Origin of the sequence: Mycobacterium sp. 94-17 (genome assembly GCF_035617725.1) — a bacterium.
Taxonomy (GTDB): Bacteria; Actinomycetota; Actinomycetes; order Mycobacteriales; family Mycobacteriaceae; genus Mycobacterium.
This window is the reverse complement of record NZ_JAPIYN010000016.1, coordinates 75,593-93,896: the sequence shown is the minus strand read 5'-3', so window position 1 is coordinate 93,896 and position 18,304 is coordinate 75,593. Positions and strand designations below refer to the sequence as shown.

Annotated in this window: 7 protein-coding genes; all 7 read right to left on the bottom strand. The window is 71.8% G+C overall.

The window, feature by feature from the left end; translation table 11 throughout:
- Positions 1-6,378 (bottom strand): SDR family NAD(P)-dependent oxidoreductase, encoded by a 6,378-nt coding sequence (locus OQ789_RS18520; RefSeq protein WP_324687527.1) that lies wholly within the window; start codon positions 6,376-6,378, stop codon positions 1-3.
- 19 nt (positions 6,379-6,397) lie between these two features.
- Complete coding sequence (locus tag OQ789_RS18515) at positions 6,398-12,796, bottom strand: type I polyketide synthase (RefSeq protein ID WP_324687526.1); 6,399 nt, start codon at positions 12,794-12,796, stop codon at positions 6,398-6,400.
- A gap of 114 nt (positions 12,797-12,910) precedes the next feature.
- Positions 12,911-13,972, bottom strand: coding sequence for a type III polyketide synthase (locus tag OQ789_RS18510; RefSeq protein ID WP_324687524.1), 1,062 nt, complete (start codon positions 13,970-13,972; stop codon positions 12,911-12,913).
- Positions 13,973-14,083: 111 nt separating this feature from the next.
- Positions 14,084-15,502 (bottom strand): argininosuccinate lyase, encoded by a 1,419-nt coding sequence (gene argH, locus OQ789_RS18505; RefSeq protein ID WP_324687523.1) that lies wholly within the window; start codon positions 15,500-15,502, stop codon positions 14,084-14,086.
- Between the two features lie 87 nt (positions 15,503-15,589).
- A complete protein-coding gene (locus tag OQ789_RS18500) occupies positions 15,590-16,786 on the bottom strand; it encodes an argininosuccinate synthase (protein ID WP_324687522.1) in 1,197 nt (398 codons plus the stop codon).
- 27 nt (positions 16,787-16,813) lie between these two features.
- On the bottom strand, positions 16,814-17,308 hold the full coding sequence (locus tag OQ789_RS18495) for an arginine repressor (protein WP_324687520.1): 495 nt from the start codon (positions 17,306-17,308) through the stop codon (positions 16,814-16,816).
- A 48-nt stretch (positions 17,309-17,356) separates the two neighbouring features.
- The gene (gene argF, locus OQ789_RS18490) at positions 17,357-18,280 is read right to left on the bottom strand and encodes an ornithine carbamoyltransferase (protein ID WP_324687519.1); all 924 of its coding nucleotides are present in this window, start codon (positions 18,278-18,280) and stop codon (positions 17,357-17,359) included.
- Positions 18,281-18,304 lie beyond the last annotated feature (24 nt).

Genomic DNA, 18,304 nt, shown 5'->3' with positions numbered 1-18,304 from the left:
TCAGGAGCCGACCTCGTCGTCGAGAATCGCAAAGAGCTGACTCTCGGTGGCGGTCGAGATGTCGTCGTCGAACGCGTCCTCGGGGTCTGCCAGCAGCGGCGCGGGCGGTGGCGGAGGCCCCGTCAGGCTTTCGAGCCGCGCGGCAAGCCGCGCCCTCTCCTCCGGGCTCAGGTCGGGGTCGTCGAGCAGCGCCCGCAGTTCTCGCGCCAGGTCGTCGAAGCGGGCCAGGCGATCCGGTCGCGGGCCAGCGGTGGCAGCCGGGGCAGGGGCAGGGGCGCCGGCGGCCAGCTGGGTGTCGAGGTGTTCGGCGAGCGCGGCCGGCGTGGGCTGGTCGAAGATCAGCGTGGGCGAAAGAGTAAGGCCGGTGGCGATTTTGAGCCGGTTGCGCAGTTCGACGGCGGTCAGCGAATCGAATCCGAGATCGCCGAAAGCATCGTCGGCGTTGATGTCCGCGGTGCTGTGGCCTAATACCGTGGCCGCGTTGGTGCAGACCAGTTCGACCAATTCGGCGTGCCGCTGCCCGGCGGACATGCCCTGCAGCCGCGCCCGCAGGCCCGTCAGCGACATCATGTCCGTGTGCTCGAGGATCCGGCGGGCCGGGCGGGTGGCCAACTGGCTCAACAGCGGCGGCAGCGTAGCGCTGTTGTGCGCCAGCGCCGCCGTGTCCAGCCGCGTGCCCACCACCATGGGGTGTTCGGCGAGAAACGCGGCGTCGAGCAGCCGCACCGCCTGCGGGGTGGACAGCGCGCTCAGCCCGGCGCGGCTCATCCTGGCCTTGTCGCGTTCGCCGAGGTGTTGCGTCATCGTCGAGGTTTCTTCCCACATCCCCCACGCCACCGACAGTGCCGGCAGGCCGTGGGCACGGCGGTGCGCCGCCAGCGCGTCGAGGAAGCTGTTGGCGGCCGCGTAGTTCCCCTGGCCCGGCGCGCCGACGATGCCCGCCATCGACGAAAACATCACGAACGCCGACAGATCGAGCCCCTTGGTCAGCTCGTGCAGATGCCAGGCACCGTCGACCTTGGGACGTAACACCGTGTCAATGCGCGCCGGCGTCAATGAGGCGACCACCGCGTCGTCGAGCACGCCCGCCGCGTGGAACACCGAGCGCAGCGGATACCGCGCCGGCACCTGCGCCAGTGCGGCCGCGACGGCGTCCCGGTCGCCGACATCGCAGGCCACCACGGCCACCGATGCCCCAGCGCGGCGCAATTCGGCGGCCAGCTCGGACATGCCCTCGGCGCGTTCGCCGCTGCGGCTGACCAGCATCACGTGGGGCACCCGGTGCCGCTCGACCAGATGCCGCGCCACCGCCGCACCCGCCATGCCGGTGCCGCCGGTGATCAGCGAGGTGCCGCCGGCCAGCCCGGCGGGGCCGTCCGGCATGGCCAGCACGACCTTGCCGATGTGGCGGGCCTGGCTGACAAACCGGTAGGCGTCGGCGGCGCTGCGCGCGTCGAACACCGTGACCGGCAACGGCTCCAGCACCCCGGCGGCGAACATCCGCAACAATTCCGCCAGCATCTCGGCGATACGGTCGGGGCCCGCCTCCATCAGGTCGAACGCGCGATACGTCACCCCGGGGTGGGCCTGCGCGACCGCCTCCGGGTCGCGCAGGTCGGTCTTGCCCATTTCGATGAAGCGTCCGCCGGGCCCCAGCAGGCGGAGCGACGCATCGTTGAAATCCCCGGCCAGCGAGTTGAGCACCACGTCCACGCCGCCGGCGGTGGCGGCGAATTTCCGCTCGAATTCCAGCGTGCGGGAATCCGCGATGTGCGCATCATCGAATCCCATGGCGCGCAAGGTGTCCCACTTGCCGCGGCTGGCGGTGGCGAATACCTCCGCGCCCCAATGCCGGGCCAGTTGTACCGCGGCCATGCCCACCCCGCCGGTGGCGGCGTGCACCAGCACCCGCTGCCCGGCGCGCAGGCCGGCCAGCACCGACAGCCCGTAGTAGGCCGTCAGGAAAACCACGGGCACGGCCGCCGCCCGAGTCAGCGGCCAGCCCGACGGCACGCGCGTCACCAGCCGGCGGTCGACCACCGCCTCGGAGCCGGCCAGCCCGAAGATCCCCATCACCGCGTCGCCGACGGCCACATCCGTGACGCCGGAGCCGATTTCGGTGATGATTCCCGCTCCCTCGGCACCCAGCTGCGCGGCGCCCGGATACATGCCCAGTGCCACCAGCACGTCGCGGAAATTCACCCCCGCCGCGGCGACGGTGACCCGCACCTGGCCGGCCTGCACTGGCGCAGGCGCGCTCTCCTGCACCGCCAGGTCCTCGAGCGTTCCGGCGTCGCCCGCGGCCAGCCGCCACACGGCGGGCGGTTCGGGCAGCCGCAGCAGGGGCCTGCGGTCGGCCGGCTTGAGCCGGGCGCCGTAGGCCACACCGTCGCGCACCACCACGTGCGGCTCACCGGCACGGATCGCGGTCACGACGTCGAGCGATCCGTCGGTGTCGACCAGCACCACGCGGCCCGGGTGCTCGGCCTGCGCCGAACGCGTCAGCCCCCACACCGCGGCCCCGGCCGGGTCGGCGACGTCCTCACCCGCCAGAGCGACCGCTCCGCGGGTCAGCACCACCAGGACCCCGTCCGCCGCACCGGACAGCCAGGACTGCAGCACGCCCAGGGCCTGGTGGGTCGCGGCGTGCGTGGAAGCGACAGTGTCCGCGCTGGCCGGCGGTGACTCCCATACGGTGACACTCTCACCAACGTCGTTGCCGGGCAACGACACCGGCGACCACACCACGTCGAGCAGCTCACCGCCACCGGACCGGGCGGCCACCGCGGCGCTCAACTGATCGGCCGAGACGGCGCGCGTCACCAGTTCACGCACCGATAACACGGGCAGCCCGGAGACGTCGGCCAGCTCCACCGACACCGCGCCGGCGCCGACAGGCGCCAACCGGACCCGGACCCGCGAGGCGCCCGCCGCGTGAAGGCTCACCCCCTGCCAGGAGAACGGCAGGACGGTCTCGATCCGCTCGTCGGCAACCCCCAGCGCATGCAGCGCCGCGTCCAGGACCACCGGGTGGATGCCGAAGCCGCCGGTCGCCTGGCCGGCCTGTTGCGGGAGCTCCACCTCGGCGAAAGTCTCGGCCCCCCTGCGCCAGACGGCCCGCAACCCCCGAAACGCCGGCCCGTACCCGTAGCCGCGGCCCGCCAGGCCGTCGTACGCGCCGGTGACATCCACCGGGTCGGCGCCCGGCGGCGGCCACACCGACAGGTCGGTGACCGCCCCGGGCGCACCGTCGCTCAGCACCCCCTCGCCATGCAACACCCAATCCGATTGCGCGGCCCGCGAATACACCGCGACCGCACGGGTCCGGTCCTCGCCGGCCGCCGCCACCACCACCTGAAGGTGCACCACCGCGCCCGCCGGCACCGACGGAACCACCAGTGGCGCCGACAGAGTGAGCTCTTGGATCAGCCCGCAGCCGACCTCGTCGCCGGCCCGCAACGCCAGCTCCACGAAGCCGGCCCCCGGAAACAGCACAGTGCCGGCCACCGCGTGGTCGGCCAGCCAGGGCTGTGCGGCCAGGGAGAGCCGTCCGGTCAACACCACGCCGCCCGAATCCGGCCGCTCCACCACCGCGCCCAGCAGCGCGTGCCCGGCCTCGGCCAGACCCAGGCCGGCGATGTTCGCCGCACCCACCGAATCACTCGGCAGCCAAAACCGGCGTCGCACAAAGGCATACGTGGGCAACTCGAGCCGTTGGGGTTGGCAGCCGTCGAACGCCGCCGCCCACCGCACGTCGGCCCCGGCCGTGAACAGCTGCCCCGCCGCCCGCAGCAGCGAGTCCACCTCGGGCCGGCCCTTGGGCATCGTCACCACCGAGGTCGCCCGGTCGGACGTCACGGACTGCTCCACGGCCGACGTCAGCGCCGCGCCCGGACCCACCTCCAGGAACACCTCGGCGCCCAGGGATTCGGCCAGTCGCACCCCGTCGACGAATCGCACCGGCTTGCGCACGTGGTCGACCCAGTACCCGACAGCCCCGTAATCGGGGCCGGCCAGCTGCCCGGTCAGGTTGGACGCCAACGCGATTCGCGGCTCGCGCGCCGACACCTCTGCCGCCACCGCCGCGAAGTCCGCCATCATGGGCTCCATCAACGGCGAGTGGAACGCGTGCGAGACCGCCAGCCGGTGCACCCTCGCCCCGCCGGCGCCCAGCCGGTCCGCGACGGCCCCCACCGCGCCGTGCTCACCGGAGAGCACCAGCGATCGCGGGCCGTTGACCGCGGCGACGCTCACCGCCCCGTCCAGGAAGGGAGCCACTTCGGTTTCGGTCGCGGTCACCGCGACCATCACCCCGCCGGCCGGAAGCCCGGCCATCAGTCGGCCGCGCGCGGCCACCAGCCGCGCCGCATCGGACAGCTCGACCGCCCCGGCCACACAGGCCGCGGCGATCTCACCCACCGAGTGGCCGATCACCAGATCCGGTGTCACACCCAAGGATTGCCACAGCGCGGCCAGCGCGATCTCCAGCACGAACAGCGCCGGCTGGGCGAACTCCGTGCTCTGCAACAGCTCCGTGTCGCTACCCCACATCACGTCGCGCAACGGCAGCCGGGCATGCGCGTCCACCGCGGCGACGGCCTCGTCGAAAGCCCGCGCGAACGCGGGGAAACGGTCGTAGAGCTGCGCACCCATCCCGAGTGACTGCGAGCCCTGGCCGGGGAAGACGAACACCCGCTTGCCCGCCGACCGGGTGCGGCCGACCAGCACGGCCGGGTCCGGTCGCCCGGCGGCGAGCCCCTTTAGCCCTCCCGTCAACGCCGCCCGGTCGCCGCCGATCAGCACCGCGCGGTGCTCGAAGGCCGCCCGGGTGGTCGCCAGCGACCACCCCACGTCCACCGCCCGCGCGTCCGGGCCGGAGCCCAGCCGTTCCAGCAGCCGTTGCGCCTGACCGGCCAGCGCCTCGGGCGATCGGGCCGAAAGCACCCACGGGACAACCGAATCGGGGGACGCCGGGGTGGGCTCGGCGTCACGCTCGGCCGGCGCGGGTGCCTGTTCGACGATCACGTGCGCGTTGGTGCCGCTGATCCCGAACGACGACACGCCCGCTCGCCGTATCCCGCCGTGGTCCGGCCAGGCCTGCGACTCGGTCAACAGCGAGACCGCACCGGCCGACCAATCCACATGCGGCGACGGGACGTCCACGTGCAGCGTCTTGGGCAGCACGCCGTGCCGAATCGCCTGCACCATCTTGATCACCCCGGCCACACCCGCCGCGGCCGAGGTGTGCCCGATGTTGGACTTGATCGATCCCAGCCACAGCGGCCGCTCCGCGGGACGATCCTGCCCGTACGTCGCCAGCAGGGCCTGGGCCTCGATGGGGTCCCCGAGCACCGTCCCGGTCCCATGGCCCTCAACGACATCCACGTCGGCGGCGGTCAGTCCGGCGTTGGCCAGCGCCGCCCGGATCACCCGCTGCTGCGACGGCCCGTTGGGTGCGGTCAGCCCGTTCGAGGCGCCGTCCTGATTGACCGCCGTGCCGCGCAGCACGGCCAGCACGGGATGGCCCAGGCGCCGGGCGTCGGCCAACCGCTCCAGCACCAGGACCCCGGCGCCCTCCGACCACGAAGTCCCGTCCGCCGCGCCGGCATACACCTTGCAGCGGCCGTCGGGGGCCAGCGCACGCTGGCGGCTGAACTCGACGAAGGCCGCCGGCGTGGCCATCACCGTGACCCCGCCGGCCAACGCCAGGTCGCACTCGCCGGAACGCAATGCCTGCGCGGCCAGATGCATGCAGACCAACGACGACGAACACGCGGTGTCCACCGAGACCGCGGGCCCTTCCAGGCCCAGCACATAGGACACCCGGCCCGACGTCACGCTCAAGGTCGACCCGGTCAGCCCGTAGCCCTCCAGCTCGCCCTTCACCTCGCCGCCATAGCCGGCGTGGATGACCCCGGCGAACACCCCGGTCGCCGAGCCCCGCAGCGCGAGGGGGTCGATGCCGGCCCGCTCCAACGCTTCCCAGCAGATCTCCAGCATCATCCGTTGCTGGGGATCCATGGCCAGCGCCTCGCTGGGCCCGATCCCGAAGAACCCGGCGTCGAAGTCCCCGGCGTCCTGCAGGAAGCTGCCCTGCCGGGTGTACATCTTCCCCTTGGTGTCCGGGTCGGGGTCGTACAGCCCCTCGACGTCCCAGCCGCGGTCGGCCGGGAAGTCCGACACCGTGTCGCGGCCCTCGATCACCAGTTGCCACAGATCTTCCGGCGATTCGACGCCGCCGGCGTAGCGGCAGGCCATGCCCACGACGGCGACCGGTTCGGAAAGCCGGCCCTCCAGTTCCGCGACGCGCCGCCGGGTCCGCCTGAGATCCGCCGTGAGGCGTTTCAGGTAGTCGACGTGTTGCGTGGTGCCCGGCATCGTTGCTCCTTGTGCGGTGTCAGCGGCCGAGTTCTTCATCGAGGATCGCAAAGAGTTGGCTTTCGGTGGCGGCGTCGAGGTCGTCGTCGAGGTGTTCGGCATCGGAAGGGTCGCTGGGCCCCAGCGACCCGAGCAGGTTGTGCAGGCGCGCCCGCAGCATCGCCTTGTCCTCGCCGTCCCAGTCGGGCGCGGCGAGCAGCGCCTGCAGTTCGCGGGTGATGTCGTTGACGCGGCCCAGCAGCTTCGGCCGGCCGCCATCGCTGCCGGTGGCGTTGCCGGTGCCCGCCAGCGTCGTGTCCAGATGCGCGGCCAGCGCGGTGGGCGTCGGATAATCGAATATCAGCGTCGGCGAAAGGGTAAGGCCGGTAGCGTTTTTCAGCCGGTTGCGCAGTTCGACGGCGGTCAGTGAGTCGAATCCGAGCTCTTGGAATGCGCTGGCGGCGTTGATGTCGGCCGGGTTGGGCACGCCCAGCACCATCGCCGCCCTGCCGCACACCAGGTCGACCAGCTGGCGCCGTCGGGCCTCGGCGCTCAACCCGTGCAGGCGCGACGCCAGGCCGCTGGTCGACGCGGTGGCCTCCGTGTCGTCGACGATGCGACGGGTGGGGCCGGCGACGAGTTCACGCAGCAGTCCGGGCAGCGCGGCGATGTTGTCGGACAGCGCGGCCCGGTCCACTCGGGCCGCGACCAGCACCGGGGTGTCGACCAGCATCGCGGCGTCGAACGCCGCCAGGGCCTGTGCGGTCGACAGCGGCGCCAGCCCGATCCGGCTCATCCGGGCCTTGTCGCGATCCCCGAGGTGCGCCGTCATCGCCGACGCCTGCTCCCACAGGCCCCAGGCCAGCGACAGGCCGGGGAGTCCGTGGGCGCGCCGGTGGGTGGCCAGCCCGTCGAGGAAACTGTTGGCCGCCGCGTAGTTGGCCTGCCCCGGGGTTCCGACGATCCCGGCCATCGACGAAAACACCACGAACGCCGAGAGATCCAGGTGCCGGGTCAGCTCGTGCAGGTTCCAGGCCCCGTCGACCTTGGCGCGCAGCACCGCGTCCACCCGCTCCGGGGTGAGCGACGACACCAGGCCGTCGTCGAGGATGCCCGCGGCGTGCACGACTCCGCGCAGCGGGTACTGCGCGGGTATCTGCGCCAACATCGCCGCCGCCGCGTCGCGGTCGGCGACGTCGCAGGCCACCACCGACACCTGTGCGCCGGCCTCCCGCAGCCCGGCCACCAGCTCGGCCACCCCGGCGGCCCCGGGCCCGGTCCGGCTGACCAGCACCACGTTGGCCACCCGGTAGCGGCCGACGAGGTGGCGCGCCAGCGCCGAACCGGCCATACCGGTGCCGCCGGTGATCACCACGCTGCCGCCCGCCAGTCCCCCGCCGCAGCCGCTGAGCACCTCGCCGGGTCCCGACCCGACGGTCAGCGCGACCTTGCCGATGTGGCGTGCCTGGCTGACGTAGCGGTACGCCGCCGACGCGCAGCGCACGTCAAAGGTCTTCAGCGGCAACGGTTTCAACGTGCCGTCCGTCAACAGCCCGACGATCTCGGACAGCATCGCCGCGGTGCGGTCGGGACCCGCCTCCATCAGGTCGAACGCCTGGTAGCGGGCGCCCCGGTATTGCTCGGCGATCACCTGCGGGTCGCGCACGTCGGTCTTGCCCATCTCGATGAATCGCCCGCCGGGGGCCAGCAGCCGCAACGACGCGTCGGTGAACTCGCCGGCCAGCGAGTTGAGCACGACGTCGAACCCGGCCCCGCCGGTGGCGTCCGCGAACTTCGCCTCGAACTCCGTGCTGCGCGAATCGCCGATGCGGTCGTCGCCGAATCCCATCGCGCGCAACGTGTCCCACTTGCCGCGGCTGGCAGTGACGAACACCTCGGCCCCCCAGTGCCGTGCCAGCTGCACCGCGGCCATACCCACCCCACCGGTGGCCGTGTGCACCAAGACCCGCTCGCCGCCGCGCAGCCCGCCCAGCACCGACAGCCCGTACAGGGCCGTCAGGAACACCACCGGCACGCCCGCGGCCGCGACCAGCGACAGCCCCGGCGGCACCCGTGTCACCACCCGCTGGTCCACCACCGCCTCAGCACCGACGACCCCGAGCAGGCCCATCACCGCGTCACCGACGGCCAGGCCGCGCACGTCGGGCCCGACTTCGACGACCACGCCGGAGCCCTCGGCTCCCAGCCGGCCGCCGCCCGGGTACATGCCCAGGGCCACCAGCACGTCGCGGAAGTTGACGCCTACCGCGGCCACCGCCACCCGCACCTGCCCGCCGGTTAATTCGGTTGCTGAGCAGGGGCTTACGACCAGGTCCTGCAGCGTGCCCTCGCCGCCGGTGTCCAGCCGCCAGCCCGTCGGGGGCAACGCGAGCGTTGGGTCCATGCGCGCGGGGCGCAGCCGCGCCGCGTATGCCACACCCCGGCGGACCACCACTTGCGGCTCGCCGCAACCGACCACCGCGCCGGCGTCGACGGAGCCGTCGGAGTCGATCAGCACCAGCCGGCCCGGGTGCTCAGCTTGCGCCGAGCGCACCAGGCCCCACACCGCGGCGCCGGCCAGGTCCGAAACGTCCTCCCCGGCAAGGGCGACCGCGCCGCGGGTCTGCACGGCCAGCACCCCGGCGCCGTCGTCACCCAACCAGACCTGCAGCCTCGCCAGGGTTTCGGTGGTCGCGGCGTGCGCCACCCGCACGACGTCGCCGACGTGGTCGCCGGGCTCCCACAGCGTGGCCCCGGAACCTTCCTCGGCAGTGCCGAGTGCGATCGGTGACCACGCCACGTCGAGCAATCCGTCGCCGCGCCGCCCGGGAGCCGCCGCCGTCAACTGCCCGGCCGAGACCGGGCGCACGGCCAGCGCCCGCACCGAAAGCAACGGAAGTCCCGCCCCATCGGCCAATTCCACCGAGACCGACCCGGCTCCGGCGGGTGCGATCCGAACCCGCGCCCGCGACGCGCCCGAGGCGTGCAGTGACACGCCCTGCCACGAGAACGGCAGCACGGTCTGGTCTTGCTCGGCGGCGACCCCCATCGCGTGCAGCGCGGAATCGAGCAGCACGGGATGCACCCCGAAGCCGCCGTCCGGGGTGCCGGCATCGTCGGGCACGGCGACGTCGGCGAAGATCTCGTCCCCGCGCCGCCACATGGCCCGCAGACCCTGGAAAGCGGCGCCGTATTCGTAGCCCCGCCGCGCCAGTCGGGTGTAGGCGCCGTCGATGTCCACCGAAGCCGCCCCCGCGGGCGGCCAGATCGACAGGTCCGCGGCCGGTGCCACCGCGCCCGGCCGCAGCATGCCCTCGGCGTGCAACACCCAGTCCGAATCCGGTCGAGCGCCTGCGGAATACACCGACAGCCGACGCAGACCCGACGCGTCGGGCGCGCCGACCACCAGCTGCACGCGGGCGCCCTCGGGCGTGGGCAGCAGCAACGGGGCCGACAGCGTCAGCTCGTCGAGCACCCCGCAGCCCACCTCGTCGCCCGCGCGGATGGCCAACTCGACGAACCCCGCCCCGGGGAACAACACCGTCTCGCCCACCGCATGATCGGCCAGCCACGGGTGGGCGGCCGCGGACACCCGGCCCGTCAGCACCACCCCGCCGGAATCCGGCCGCGGCACCACCGCGCCGAGCAGTCCGTGCTCGGCGGCAGCCAGGCCCACCGTGCCGGCGTCGTGCGACCCCGTCGACCCCGCCGGAAGCCAAAAGCGTTGCCGGACAAACCCGTACGTCGGCAGGTCGACGCGCTGGCCGCCCAGGCCGGCCAGCGTGGCGCGCCAGTCCACCGCCACGCCCGCGACATGGGCCTGCGCGGCCGAGAGCCAGAACCGGTCCGGGCCGCCGTCGTCGCGGCCCAGCGAAGGGATGACAACCGCCCGCTCGCTGTCGGGCATCGTCTCTTCGATGGCGGCCATCAGTACCGGATGCGGGCTGGATTCGATGAACACCTGATAGCCCGCGTCGCACGCGCTGCGCACCGCGCGCTCGAATTGCACGGTCTGCCGGATGCTTTGAAACCAGTAGTCGGCGTCCAGGCCCGCGGTGTCCATCGGCTCACCGGTGACCGTGGAGAAGAAGGTGACGGCGGACGAGCGCGGGACGAGGCCGCCCAGCGCGTCGGCGAGCGGGGCGCGAATCGCGTCGACCTGCGCGGAGTGCGATGCGTAGTCGACGTCGATGCGGCGGGCGCGGATGTCGTCGGCCTCGCAGCGCCGAATCAGTTCGGTCAGCGCGCCCACCTCGCCGGAAACCACCACCGCCGCAACGCCGTTGACGGTGGCGATGTTCAGCCGTTCCCCCCAGCCGGCGATCAGCTGCTCCGCCCGCACCCGGCTGCACGCCAGGGACACCATGCCGCCGCGGCCCGACAGTCCCACCAGCAGCCGGCTGCGCAGCGCGACCACCCGGGCGGCGTCTTCCAGCGACAGCGCACCGGCCACGTAGGCCGCCGCGATCTCCCCCTGCGAATGGCCGATCACCGCGTCGGGCGCCACGCCCACCGAGCGCCACAGCTCGGCGAGCGACACCATCACCGCCCACAGCGCCGGCTGCACCACGTCCACCCGGTCCAATCCGGGTGCGCCCGGCGCGCCTCGGATCACGTCGAGCAGCGACCAGTCGACGTATTCGTCCAGTGCCTTCTCGCAGCGCCGCAGCTGCTCGGCGAACACCGTTGAGCTGTCCAGCAATTGGGCGCCCATGCCGGCCCACTGCGAGCCCTGCCCGGGAAACACGAACACCGACTTGCCCACCGGTTGCGCGCGGCCCACCACCAGGCCCGCACCCTGCTCACCGGCCGCCAATGCCGCCAGCCCGCGCAGCAACTGCGCGCCATCGGCGCCCACGACGACCGCACGGTGCTCGAAGCGCGGCCGCGTCGCGACCAGCGACCAGCCCACATCGAGCACCCGCACCCCGGGATCGGCCTTCACCCGGGCCAGCAGCCGCGCGGCCTGGTTCGCCAGCGCCTCACCCGAGCGGGCCGACAGCACCCACGGCACCACCACGTCGTCGCCCGGGCGCGCGGCGTCGTCTGGCTCGGGTGCGTACTGCTCCACGATGACGTGCGCATTGGTGCCGCTGATGCCGAACGACGAGACCCCCGCGCGGCGCGGACGGCCCACCGCAGGCCAGGGCTGCTGTTCGGTCAGCAGCGACACCGCCCCGGCCGTCCAATCCACATGCGGCGTCGGCTCATCCACGTGCAGGGTCTTGGGCATCACCCCGTGGCGGATCGCCTGGATCACCTTGATCACTCCGCCGGTACCCGCGGCGGCGGAGGTATGCCCCATGTTCGATTTGATCGAACCCAGCCACAGTGGCTCATCCGCACGCCGGTTCTGCCCGTAGGTCGCCAGGACCGCTTGTGCCTCAATGGGATCCCCGAGCGTGGTGCCCGTGCCGTGGCCCTCGACCAGATCGACGTCGGCCGCCTCCAGCCGCGCGTTGGCCAGCGCCGCCCGGATCACCCGCTGCTGCGATGGCCCGTTGGGCGTCGCCAGGCCGTTGGACGCGCCGTCCTGGTTCACCGCGGACCCGCGCACCACGGCGAGCACCCGGTGCCCGTGTCGTCGGGCATCGACCAGCCGCTCGAGCACCAGCACACCGACGCCTTCGGAAAACCCGGTGCCGTCGGCGGCACCCGCGTACGCCTTGCAGCGGCCGTCCGCGGCCAGCGCGCGCTGCCGGCTGAACTCGACGAACATCGCCGGGGTGGCCATCACGGTCACGCCGCCGGCCAGCGCGAGATCGCACTCGCCGGAACGCAACGACTGCGCCGCCAGGTGCAGCGCCACCAACGACGACGAGCACGCGGTGTCCACGGAAACCGCGGGGCCCTCGAACCCGAGCGAATAGGCCACCCGGCCCGAGGCCACACTGAGCGTCGAGCCGCGCAGCCCGTAGCGTTCCAGGTGCCCCGGCACCCGCCCCTGGCCCCCGTAGGAACCGTGGAAGATCCCGGCGAACACGCCGGTCGCGGAGCCGCGCAAGGTGGCGGGGTCAATCCCGGCCCGCTCCAACGCCTCCCACGACACCTCGAGCAGCAGCCGCTGCTGCGGGTCCATCGCCAGCGCCTCGCTGGGGGCGATCCCGAAGAACGCGGCGTCGAAATCGGCCACGTCCGAGAGGAACCCGCCGCACCGCGCGTACGACTTGCCCACGGCGTCGGGATCCGCGTCGAACAGACCGTTCAAGTCCCAGCCGCGGTCCGCGGGGAACTCCGAGACCACGTCGCGGCCCTCGGCCACCATCTGCCACAACGCCTCTGGGCTGTTCACCCCGCCCGGGTATCGGCAGCCCATGCCGACCACCGCCACCGGCTCGGTCGTCGCGGCCAGGTACTGGCGGTTCTCGCGCTTGAGCCGCTCGTTTTCTTTCAGCGATTGGCGAAGAGCCTTGATCAGCTCTTCGGTGTTGCCGTTCATCGAAGGCGGCCTCTCGTGTCACTCATAGCGATACTCCCGCGACGGGCCGCAGCCCCGTCTCACGCCCGAAAAGCGATGCCTCACACGGTCGGAACGGAAGTGCAGGGGCGAAGATCAGTGCCAACGCAACAACACCAATTCGGAACAGAATCCTGGACCCATCGCGAGCATCAGGCCTGGGCTTGCACTCGGCGGCGGCTTGGCCATGGTGTCGCGCAGCACATGCAGCACGGACGCCGACGAGAGGTTGCCGATCTCGCCGAGTGAACGCCAGGTCAGTTCGAGCGCCTCGGGCGGCAGGCGCAGCGCGGCGGTGATGGCCTCGATGACCTTGGGGCCGCCGGGGTGGCTGACGAAAGCGCCGATGTCGGCCGTGGTGAGGCCGTGGTCTCCCAGAAACCCGGTGACATCCGCTTCGATGTATTGCTCGACGACGGCCGCGACGTCCTTGGACAGCACCAGCTCGAATCCGGTGGCGCCCACATCGAAACCCATGGTGCGCAACGAGTCGGGATAGAGGTGGCTGCGCGAGTCGAGGACGGTGGGCCCGCCGGCAAACAGGCGTTCGGCGCGCCGCTCGCCGACGGCCACCACCGCGGCGGCCCCGTCGGCGAACAGGGCACTGCCGACCAGGCCGGCCAGCGACGGGGTGTAGCCGGGGTAGGTCAGCGAGCACAGCTCGACGGAGATCAGCGCGGCCACCGCGTCGGGTGCGCCGCGCAGGTAGTCGTTGACGCGGGCCAGGCCGGCGGCGCCGGCGACGCAGCCGAGGCCGAACAGCGGCACCCGTCGTACGTCGTCGCGCAGGCCGAGCTGCGCGGCGATCCGCGCGTCCACCGAGGGCACGGCCAGACCGGTGACGGTGGTGGTGATGAGCGCGTCGACGTCCCGGGGCCGCAGCCCCGCCTCGTCCAGGGCGCCGGACAGCGCTTCGCAGCCCAGCTTGACGGCGTGCTCGGTGAAGATCCGGTTGGCCATGCCGAAGTCGGTCAGCGCGGGATACTGCTCCAGCGGCAGGACCAGGTGACGGCCGCCCACCTTGGCGCTGGCGTGCAGCTGGCGGACGATGTCCTCGTAACCCTCGAACTCCGGGATGCTGACGAAGAAGTCGGTGAGCTCACGCTGGGAGTACCGGTGCGGCGGTAACGCACCGTAGACGCCGGCGACGACACTCATGGCTTCCCCACCTCGTGGTAACGCGGGGCCGTCCCGAAACGTTCATCCGGATCGCTGTCAGCCCGAACTCCAGTGTGCGTGTCACGACCCATCCGGAAAACCAACCTCATTTCAATCCTCGCCGCGCAGCCGGAACCTCAGTCTATCGGCGCTGGCCACCACGGTTTCGATCTGCTCGGCCACTCGAACCGGCGCGGTGCCGCCCCGCGCGTCACGCGAGGATACCGAACCTTCGATGGTCAAAACGTCACGGACCTGCGGCGTCAGTTCGGGGCTGATCGCGGCCAACTCGTCGTCGGTCAGCTCGTCGAGCCCGACGGACCGCTGCTCGGCAGCGCGCACCGCCGCCCCGGCGGCCTCGTGCGCCGACCGGAACGGCACGCCCCGGCGCACCAGCCATTCGGCAATGTCGGTGGCCAGCGTGTAGCCGGCCGGGGCCAGCGCCGCCATCCGCTCGGTGTCGAAGGCCAGGCTGCCCACCAGCCCCGCCATCGCCGGCAGCACCAGCTCCAGCTGGGCGACCGAATCGAACACCGGTTCCTTGTCCTCCTGCAGGTCACGGTTGTAGGCCAGCGGCTGGGCCTTCAGCGTGGCCAGCAGGCCGGTCAGGTTTCCGATGAGCCGGCCGGACTTGCCCCGCGCCAGCTCGGCGATGTCGGGGTTCTTCTTCTGCGGCATGATCGAGCTGCCGGTCGACCAAGAGTCGTGCAGGGTGACGTAGCCGAACTCCGTCGAGCTCCACAGGATGACATCCTCGGCCAGCCGGGACAGATCGACGCCGATCATGGCGAACACGAAGGCGGCCTCGGCGGCGAAATCCCGGGCGGCCGTCGCGTCGATGGAGTTGTCGGCCGCGGCGGCGAACCCGAGCTGCGCGGCGATCGCGTCGGGGTCCAGTCCCAGTGAGGAGCCGGCCAGCGCGCCGGAGCCGTACGGGGACACCGCGGTGCGCCGGTCGAAGTCGACGATCCGGTCCACGTCACGCAGCAGCGGGTGGGCGTGGGCCAGCAGGTGGTGGGCCAGCAGCACCGGCTGCGCGGACTGCAAATGAGTCTTGCCCGGCATGATGGCGTGGGGGTGGGCGGCCGCCTGGGCGGCCAGCGCACCGACCACGTCCAGCGCGGCGGCGGCGACGCGGCGCACCGCGTCCCGCAGCCACATCCGGAACAGGGTGGCCACCTGGTCGTTGCGCGACCGGCCGGCCCGCAGCCGCCCGCCCAGGTCCGGCCCGACCCGGTCGATGAGGCCGCGCTCCAGCGCGCCGTGCACGTCCTCGTCGGTGACCAGCGGGGTGAAGCTGCCGTCGGCGACATCGGAGGCCAGCTGGTCCAGACCGGCCAGCAGCCCGTCGCGCTGCTCCTCGTCGAGCAGGCCGGCCCGGAAGAGGATCACGGTGTGGGCCCGCGACGCGACGATGTCGTAGGGCGCCAGCACCCAGTCGAAATGGGTGGACTTGCTCAGCGCGGCCAGCGCATCCGAGGGGCCGTCGGCGAACCGCCCGCCCCATAACGATCCCTCGCGAGTGCTCACGCGTCGCTCACCTCGCCTCGGGTGTGCGCCTCACGACGCTTCGGCGGCGTGTCGCGTCGAGAAATGCACAGTCGCGTCCGAACTGAGTCACCGACTGTCCCGGCGGGACGCGATCTTCGAGGACAACCCGTGCACGTAGACGAAACCCTTGGCGGCCGACTGGTCGAAGCTGTCGCCCTCGTCGTAGGTTGCCAGGTTGAAGTCGTAGAGGGACTCCGCGCTGCGCCGGCCGTTGACCGCGATGTGGCCACCGTGCAACACCATTCGCACCTCACCCGTCACGTGCTCCTGGGTCTTGGTGACGAAGCTCTCCAGCGCATCCTTGAGCGGCGAATACCACAGCCCGTCGTAAACCAGCTCGGCCCAGCGCTGGTCGGTGTGCCGTTTGAAGCGGCCCAATTCGCGCTCCAGCGTGACGTGTTCGAGCTCGGTGTGCGCGGTGATGAGCACCGTGGCGCCGGGCGCCTCGTAGATCTCGCGGCTCTTGATGCCCACCAGCCGATCCTCGACCACGTCGAGGCGGCCGACACCCTGGGCTCCGGCGCGGGCGTTGAGCTCCTCGATGGCCTCCAGCACCGAGACGCGCTTGCCGTCGATCGTCACCGGCACGCCGCGCTCGAAGCCGACGATCACCTCGTCGGGCGTGCTCCAGTTCAGCGTCGGGTCCTCGGTGTAGGCGTACACGTCCTTGGTGGGTGCGTTCCAAAGGTGTTCCAGGAAACCGGTTTCCACCGCGCGCCCCCAGACGTTCTGGTCGATGGAGAACGGCGAGCGCTTGGTCACGTTGATGGGGATGGCGTTCTCTTCGGCGAACGCGATGGCCTTCTCCCGCGTCCACGCGTAGTCGCGAACCGGCGCCAGCACCTCGAGATCGGGTGCCAGCGAACCGAATCCGACCTCGAACCGGACCTGGTCGTTGCCCTTGCCGGTGCAGCCGTGCGCGACGATGCCGCCGCCGTGCTCGCGGGCCGCCGACACCAGGTGCCTGACGATCAGCGGCCTGCTGATCGCCGACACCAGCGGGTAGCGGTCCATATAGAGGGCGTTGGACAGGATCGTGGGCAGGCAGTAGCCCTCGGCGAACTCGTCGCGGGCGTCGACCACCACGGCTTCCACCGCACCGCAGTCAAGGGCCCGCTGGCGAACGACCTCCATGTCTTCGCCACCCTGGCCGAGGTCGATCGCCACCGCTACGACCTCACGGCCGGTCTCCTTGCCGATCCAGCTGATGGCCACCGAGGTGTCCAGACCGCCGGAATACGCCAGGATGACGCGTTCTGACATGAACCAATCTCCTTATTTTGAAACGCTTTACGTGAGTTTTTCTAGTGTTGTCGCCAGCTCGGCGCCGGTCATCGGCTCGCGGGCGGCCACGAAGACGGTGTCATCGCCCGCGATGGTCCCGACGACGTACGGGAGCGCCGCGCGGTCGATCGCGCTGGCCAGATAGTCGGCGGCGCCGGGCGGGGTGCGCAGCACCGCGAGGTTGGCGCTGGCGTCGGCCGAGACCAGCAGTTCACCCAGCAGCCGCGACAGCCGTGCGGTGCCGCCGGACACGCCGCGCACCGGGCTGCCGTCCTCAGGGACCATGTAGACGCCAACGCCGCCGTCGGCGCCGCGCAGCTTCACCGCGCCCAGCTCTTCGAGGTCACGCGACAAGGTGGCCTGGGTGACCTCGATGCCCTCGTCGGCCAGCAGCGCGGCCAATTCGCTTTGGCTGCGCACCTCCGCCGACGACAGGATCGCCACGATGCGGGCCTGGCGGCCCGCCCGGGTGGTTTCGGGTGCGGCTTTCGACCTAGTCAACGGCGCCACTTTTCAGCATCGCTTCGCTCTGCATCGTCGTCGGCGCAGTCACGAGCGCTCCAGCAGCCACGCCAGCAGCGCCTTTTGGGCGTGCAACCGGTTTTCGGCCTCGTCCCAGACCACGCTGGCCGGGCCGTCCATCACCTCATCGGTGATCTCGTCGCCGCGATGAGCCGGAAGGCAGTGCAGCACAATGGCTTCCGGATCGGCGAGGGACAGCAGCCGGGCGTTCACCTGGTAAGGCCGAAACGGTGTGTGACGGTCCAGCCCGTCGCCCTCCTGCCCCATCGACGTCCAGGTATCGGTGACCAGCACGTCGGCTCCGTCCGCGGCCGCATCGGCGTCGGCCGTGACGGTGACCGAGGCTCCGGTGTCCTCGGCGCGCCGCCGGGCCGCGGCCACGAACACCGGGTCCGGCTCGAAGCCGGCCGGGGCGGCGACGGTGACGTGGATGCCGGCCGTGACCCCACCGAGCATCAGCGAGTGGGCCATGTTGTTGGCACCGTCGCCGAAATAGGCCATTCGCAAACCGGTCAGCGAGCCCTTGCGCTCGGTGATGGTCTGCAGGTCGGCCAGCACCTGGCAGGGATGGAATTCATCGGAGAGCGCATTGATCACGGGCACCGTCGCGGTCGCGGCCATCGCCTCGAGGCGCGCCTGACCGAACGTCCGCCACACGATGGCCTCCACGTAGCGCGACAGCACCCGCGCGGTGTCCTGCAGGGTCTCGTCGCGCCCCAGCTGGGTGCTGCGGGCGTCAACGACGACGGCGTGCCCGCCGAGCTGCGCGATGCCCACCTCGAACGAGAAGCGGGTGCGGGTGGAGTTCTTGTCGAAGAGCACCGCGACCCCGCGCGGACCCTCCAGCGGGCGGGCGCGCAGCGGGTCCTTCTTCAGCTCGGCCGCCAGCGCCAGCACCTCGGCCTGGTCGGTGGGCGACAGGTCGTCGTCGCGAAGGAAGTGCCTAGGCATGGCGGCAACCCCCATCGCCGGCGC

Coding starts and splice junctions, on each gene's coding strand:
- OQ789_RS18520 (WP_324687527.1), bottom strand. CDS start 6,378: ATGCCGGGCACCACGCAACACGTCGACTACCTGAAACGCCTCACGGCG.
- OQ789_RS18515 (WP_324687526.1), bottom strand. CDS start 12,796: ATGAACGGCAACACCGAAGAGCTGATCAAGGCTCTTCGCCAATCGCTG.
- OQ789_RS18510 (WP_324687524.1), bottom strand. CDS start 13,972: ATGAGTGTCGTCGCCGGCGTCTACGGTGCGTTACCGCCGCACCGGTAC.
- OQ789_RS18500 (WP_324687522.1), bottom strand. CDS start 16,786: ATGTCAGAACGCGTCATCCTGGCGTATTCCGGCGGTCTGGACACCTCG.
- argF (WP_324687519.1), bottom strand. CDS start 18,280: ATGCCTAGGCACTTCCTTCGCGACGACGACCTGTCGCCCACCGACCAG.